Raw genomic sequence first — 5862 nt, 5'->3', positions numbered from 1 at the left:
CCGGTCAAGGCGATCCCGGGGATTTCCTCGCTGCAAATCGCCGCGAGTCGGGCGCGCACGCCGATGGAAGACACGCGATTCGTCACGCTCCACAAAAGCGGGTCGCTGGACGCCGACCTCGACCGACTGGCCGAGGTTGTCGGCGAACGGCACCTGTTGGTCCTCCCGCGACCGTTCGATTTGATGCCGGGCGACATCGCCGAGTTCCTGCTCGAATCCGGCGCGGACGAGACGCTCGATGCGCTCGTCCTCGAACGACTGACGCACGACGACGAACACATCACGCGAACCACGCTCGGCGAACTCAGCGAATCCGCCGGCGGAAGCGGCCCCGAATCGACACCGTACTCGGACCTCTCGGTGCTCGCCGTTCGTGCACCAGTCACGCCGGAGGACGACTGATGGACGGATTCGTCCTCGCGGGAACGAAGTCCGGCGTCGGAAAGACAGTCGCAACGCTGGCCATCATCCAGGCGCTCGAAGACGACGGCTACAACGTCCAACCTGCGAAAGCCGGACCCGACTTCATCGACCCGAGCCACCACGAACAGGTCGCCGGGCGGCCGTCGCGGACGCTCGACCTGTGGCTCGAAGGCGAAGACGGCGTTCGTCGAAACTTCCACCGCGGCGACGACGACATTTGCATCGTCGAAGGCGTGATGGGATTGTACGACGGCGATTGCTCCAGTACCGCCATGGTCGCCGACGCGCTCGACATTCCGGTCGTGTTAGTCGTCGATGCGAAGGCCGGTATGGAGAGCGTCGCTGCGACGGCCCACGGCTTCCGCGAGTACGCAGCGCACGCGGGCCGCGATATCGACGTTTCCGGTATCATCGCCCAGCGGGCACACGGCGGCCGCCACGAAGAAGGAATCAAGGGCGCACTGCCGGACGACTTGGCGTATTTCGGCCGCATTCCACCGCGGTCGGGCCTCGAAATCCCGGACCGACACCTCGGTCTCCACATGGGCGATGAGTCGCCACTGGACACCGACGTACTCAGCGAGGCGGCAGCAGAAATTCGAACCGACCGGCTGGTCACTGCCGCGCGGGAACCACCACGTCCATCGTTGCAAGAGTCGGTCGAAAAAACTGGCTCGCGCGTCGCGGTCGCCCGCGATTCGGCGTTCTGTTTCGCCTATCCGGCGACCGTTGAGGAACTCGATAAACGGGCGGATGTGGTGACGTTCTCGCCGGTCGCCGGTGATACCCTCCCGGACTGCGACGGCGTCTACCTGCCCGGTGGCTACCCCGAGCTTCACGGTCCCGAACTGGATGGGTGTCCCGCATTCGACGACATCGCCGCGCGGGCCGCAGAGGGACTGCCGGTATTCGGCGAATGCGGTGGTCTAATGGCGCTTACTGAGTCGCTGACGACCGACGACGGCACGTACGAGATGGCTGGCGTCCTCCCGGCGGACGTGCAGATGTGCGACCGCTATCAAGCACTCGACCACGTCGAACTCTGTGCGAAGTCGGATACCCTCACTGCTGGACAGGGCAGTCGGCTCCGCGGCCACGAGTTCCATTACTCTCGTGCCGATGTCGATTCGGACGCGCGGTTCGCCTTCGATGTCGTCAGAGGGAGCGGGATTCAGGACAGTTCAGATGGACTGATGGAGTACCAGACGCTCGGAACCTACTGCCACGTCCACGCGGAGAGCGGGGCGTTCGAGACGTTCGTTGGGAACCTGTCGTCGTCTCGGTGATGTGCCCACGGTTTTTGAACGGGGAGACGCGCGACAACGTGTTCGTAAACAGCGTAGCAAGACAGTACCGACACCAATGGTGAGTTTTGCGAACTAAATATTCGTCAATATGATGATGAAGACAGGCGGCGACACGCTCGAAGTCTGCACGAGTTGAGACACCAACCGCCACAACATCAGTTACGGTAGTTGGGGTAGCCGAACGCAAGTCACTCGCGGTACAAAGTAAACCTGGCCTCACCGACAACAGCCAAACGATATATCAAAGATGATTTTTAGAGACGAGTCTGACACAAAAGAGGTTCAACAAAGCCTCCCGTAGTACTAGCCGTATTGGTCCTGTTTTCCGGCTGTAGCATCCTGCCACTGGACTTCGGCCCCCGATACGATACCTCTGCAGAATCAGTAACGGTAAACGGCACACAGTCGCGCGTTATCGCAATCACACCACCAGACGACGGAACCTCTCCAAAGGAAAAGCGGTTACTGTTGACGGTGGATACGTACCCTTCACTGAAACCTCGACGATGAATTACAACGGGACGACGTACCTCGTCTACGTTCCGTCTCGGACCAAGTTCGAGTGTTCCTGCGAGAGTTCGATTTCGAGGTGAACACGGAGACGCCACTGGACGTCACCCCCTCACTATCGACGCGACCCACCGAACCAGTCCGAGTGAGGGTTCAAAGGCGACCTGAATAGAAAGACAACACAGTATAGAGGCAAACCGACGTACCGGATCTGGTCAGCACGACGAGGTAACAGAACTCCGAAACATCTTTAATACTTTAGGCTAGCCTAAAACATGGTTTCGGACCGATGTCCCGGCACCGAGTTGGTGTCGAACGCGTCCGTTACCAAGTTCAGCAGTGAAGCCCTGTAGTCGGGTTACGAACCCCGAGCTGGCGTGCGACATCCGGCTCGAAATGGGGTGCCTAGATATATCTATACTAACAATTAAATTTTAATTATTCTTCATACGGCAGAAAGAACTTTATTGTTTTAGGTCGACCTAAACCTGTATGACGGACTGCGATATGCGAGTGGTTAATCGACGGGGGACAGGGCAATGACCAACAACGAGACACTACTCAGACAGCAGGCTGCACGCGAGTCGAACGCGCGGAGTTACCCGCGAAACCTCCCGCACGCCGTCAAAGAGGCCAAAGGCGTCACCGTCATCGACATGGACGGGAACGAATACTACGACTGCCTCGCTGGGGCGGGCACGCTTGCACTCGGCCACAACCACCCGAAGGTCGTCGAGGCGATGGAAACGGTCCTTGCGGAGGACCGACCGCTCCACACGTTAGATATCACAACACCGGTCAAAGAGCGCTTCGTAGACACGCTGTTCGGGACGCTTCCCGACGAGTTTTCGGATAACGCGCGGATTCAGTTCTGTAGTCCCGCCGGAACCGACGCCATCGAAGCGGCAATTAAGTTGGTTAAGACCGCGACAGGCAACCGGTCGATACTCGGCTTCCAAGGTGGCTATCACGGCATGACGAACGGTGCGCTAAGTCTGATGGGCGATACCGACCCGAAAGCCGACGTTCCGGGGCTGATGCCGAACGTCCACCATCTGCCGTATCCCTACGAGTACCGCTGCCCGTTCGGCGTTGGCGGCGAGCAGTGTCACGAACTTGCCAGTCGGTACGTCGAGAACACGCTCGACGACCCCGAAAGCGGCATCACCGACCCCGCTGGGATGGTCGTGGAACTCGTTCAAGGCGAGGGAGGAGCAATTCCCGCCTCCGACGAGTGGACCCGCGAAATCCGACGGATGACTCGTGAGCGAGATATCCCACTCATCGTGGACGAGGTTCAGACTGGACTCGGGCGGACTGGAGAGCTATACGCGTTCGAACACGCTGACATCGTTCCGGATGTAATCACTCTCTCGAAGGCCGTCGGCGGGTCGCTTCCGCTCTCAGTTGTCGTCTACGATGAATCACTCGACGAGTGGGAACCCGGTGCGCACGCCGGGACCTTCCGCGGGAACCAACTCGCGATGGCCGCCGGAATCGCGACTATCGAACAGGTCGTGGAAAATAACTTGGACGAGCACGCCGAACGCGTGGGCGAGCGCCTTCGCGGGCACCTCGAATCGACAGCAAGCGAGCACGACGCCGTGGGAGATGTTCGTGGTCGTGGGCTGATGCTCGGCGTCGAGATGGTCGACCCCTCCGGAGAGCCGGACGGTTGCGGTCACTTCCCCGCACATTCGGACCTCGCAGACGCCGTCCGAGCGGCCTGTTTCGACCGCGGACTAATCGTAGAGTTGGGCGGCCGCCACAGCAGTGTCGTCCGGTTCCTCCCGCCGCTTATCGTTTCAGAGAGCGACGTGGACGACATCGGTCGCATCTTCGACGAGGCCGTCGAGGCCGCACTCGAAACAGTCGGGCGCAGAACGTCACAGGAGGTGCTGGCGTGAGCGACGCCGAGAGTCTCCACGATACACGCCCGGATATGGAGGGGCTGTTCCTCGGGGACGACGAGAATGACCGCGAGGCCTATCAAGAGGCAATCGAGCAGGCGTGTGACCTCGTTCTCGGGGAGTTCCTCGACAACGCGACGCCGTATTCGGGGGTGACACCCGATGAACTGGCCGACACGCTCGCCCAGTTCGAGATGCTCCCTTCCGAGGGTGACGGACTGGAGACCGCGCTCGACCGAACCGGCCCAATCCTCCGAAATTCCGTCGGCGTCTCCGACCCGCACTGCATCGCACACCTGCAGTGTCCACCGATGGTTCCGGCACTCGCCGCCGAAGTGCTTTTGACCGCGGCGAACCAGTCGATGGACTCGTGGGACCAGAGTCCCGCAGCGACCCACCTCGAAGAGCAGTTCGTCACCGAACTGTGTGGGCTGTTCGGCTACGACGAAGCGGAAAGCGACGGCGTCTTCACGAGCGGCGGGACACAGTCGAACTTCGTTGGCCTGCTGCTCGCACGGAATCGTATTCTACTGGAAGAGTACGGCGTCGACGTCCAACAAGCCGGGTTGCCGCCAGAAGCCCGGGACCTCCGCATCCTCTGTTCGGAAGCGGCCCACTTCACCGCCAAGCAGGCCGCCTCTCACCTCGGGTTAGGTGAAAACGCGGTCGTCACGGTCCCGACTGACAACGAGTACCGCATCTCCGTCGAGGCGTTCGACGAGGCAATTGTCGACATTCGCGCAAACGGCAATCGACCGTTTGCTATCGTCGCAACTGCCGGGACAACAGACTTCGGAAGTATCGACCCGCTGGAACCACTGGCGGAGCGTGCTCGCAAGTACGATTGTTGGTTCCACGTCGATGCCGCGTGGGGTGGTGCGCTCGCGATGAGCGACGAGCACGCCGATAAACTCGCCGGTATCGAGGCTGCGGACTCTATCGCGGTCGACTTCCACAAGATGTTCTACCAGCCCATAAGCTGTGGAGCCGTCCTCGTCCGCGACGAGTCGTCCTACGACCTCATCGACCGGAACGCGGCGTACCTGAACCCGGAACGCGACGACGAAGCCGGCGTTCCGAATCTCGTGTCGAAATCGGTACAGACGACCCGACGATTCGACGCGCTCAAACCGTTCGTCACGATGCAGACGGTCGGTCGCGAGGGGCTTGCCTCGCTGATGGAATACACCATCAATCTCGCTGACGAAGCGGTCGAGCTAATCGAGCGGGATTCGGACCTGCACGTCATCCACGAATCGGAGCTAAACGTAGTTCTCTTCCGGTACGTCCCTGAGTCCGTGCCGACAGAGATGACACGAGAGGAGTGGATAGGAAAGCTGAACGAAGCTATCCGTGATTCGCTCCTCGAAGACGGCGAAGCCGTGGTTGCACGGACAACGGTGGATGGCATCAACTGTCTGAAGCTGACGCTCCTGAATCCGCGGACGACACGCGAGGATATCCGGTCGCTCCTCCAGGCGATTACCGCTCGTGGCACCGAATTCGAAACGAACCCCGACGAAATCCGACAATGAACCCAAGAGATACCCAAGATTCCGTAGCGCCCGCAGAAGCCGCGACACTGCATAGTTTCCTCAACTGCTATCTCCGGGAAACCGGCGACTACGAGGTTATTGCCGAGGCCGACGCGCCAATCGATGCCGATACCGACGAAGTCGTCCACGCATCCCTCTCAGACCAGGGTGTGGACA

At 60.4% G+C, this 5862-nt stretch carries 4 protein-coding genes and 1 pseudogene; all 5 read left to right on the top strand.

What is annotated here, in order from left to right; translation table 11 throughout:
* A partial coding sequence (locus tag QT222_RS07750) for an SAM-dependent methyltransferase (RefSeq protein WP_491476827.1) occupies nt 1–402 on the top strand: 402 nt, incomplete at its 5' end.
* The gene (locus QT222_RS07745) at nt 402–1709 is read left to right on the top strand and encodes a cobyrinic acid a,c-diamide synthase (RefSeq protein WP_491476826.1); all 1308 of its coding nucleotides are present in this window, start codon (nt 402–404) and stop codon (nt 1707–1709) included. The genes QT222_RS07750 and QT222_RS07745, both read left to right, overlap by 1 nt.
* A gap of 1070 nt (nt 1710–2779) precedes the next feature.
* Nucleotides 2780–4147: a diaminobutyrate--2-oxoglutarate transaminase gene (locus tag QT222_RS07740; protein WP_491476825.1), complete on the top strand. Its 1368-nt coding sequence runs from the start codon at nt 2780–2782 to the stop codon at nt 4145–4147.
* A gap of 35 nt (nt 4148–4182) precedes the next feature.
* Nucleotides 4183–5685 carry a pyridoxal phosphate-dependent decarboxylase family protein gene (locus tag QT222_RS07735; RefSeq protein WP_491476828.1) on the top strand — a complete coding sequence of 501 codons (1503 nt, stop codon included), beginning with the start codon at nt 4183–4185 and terminating at the stop codon, nt 5683–5685.
* Nucleotides 5682–5862, top strand: a pseudogene (locus QT222_RS07730) (IucA/IucC family protein); the annotation flags it as partial. The gene QT222_RS07735 and the pseudogene QT222_RS07730, both read left to right, overlap by 4 nt.

The organism is Haloferax sp. s1, assembly GCF_058382125.1.
Note: the sequence above shows the minus strand (reverse complement) of the source record. Positions and strands in the feature narration are given on the sequence as shown.